General features: G+C 49.1%; 1 rRNA gene. It reads right to left on the minus strand.

Annotated features, from left to right (window positions below):
- Positions 1-75, minus strand: a 5S ribosomal RNA gene (gene rrf / locus KQX66_RS36575); the annotation flags it as partial.
- Positions 76-395 lie beyond the last annotated feature (320 nt).

Consider the following 395-nt stretch of genomic DNA (forward strand, 5'->3'; position numbering starts at 1 on the left):
ACCATCGGCGCTGGAAGGCTTAACGGTCGTGTTCGGGATGGGTACGCGTGGTTCCCTTCCGCCATCATCACCAAACCTAAAAGTTTCGCGCAGCGAAACTCGCTACGGAAGCTTGGATTTTTCGAAGCGTTGCTGCTCCGAAATTGCTGCGAGAAAATATCCATCCTTAGAAAGGACATGCAGCTCAGGATTTGCGCCCTGAAAACTGGATCGAAACAAAGCGTTTCGATATATCTTTTCTCGCTCCGTTGACTGCGTCAAAAGTCGCTCCTAAAAGATATATCTTCACTGATAACCAAACCTTAGTTGCTTCCGATTCTCCGGAAGACTTTATTGGATAAGCCCTCGACCGATTAGTATTCGTCAGCTGCACACGTTGCCGTGCTTCCACCCCG

The organism is Paenibacillus oleatilyticus, from assembly GCF_018998565.1.
GTDB lineage: Bacteria > Bacillota > Bacilli > Paenibacillales > NBRC-103111 > Paenibacillus_G > Paenibacillus_G oleatilyticus.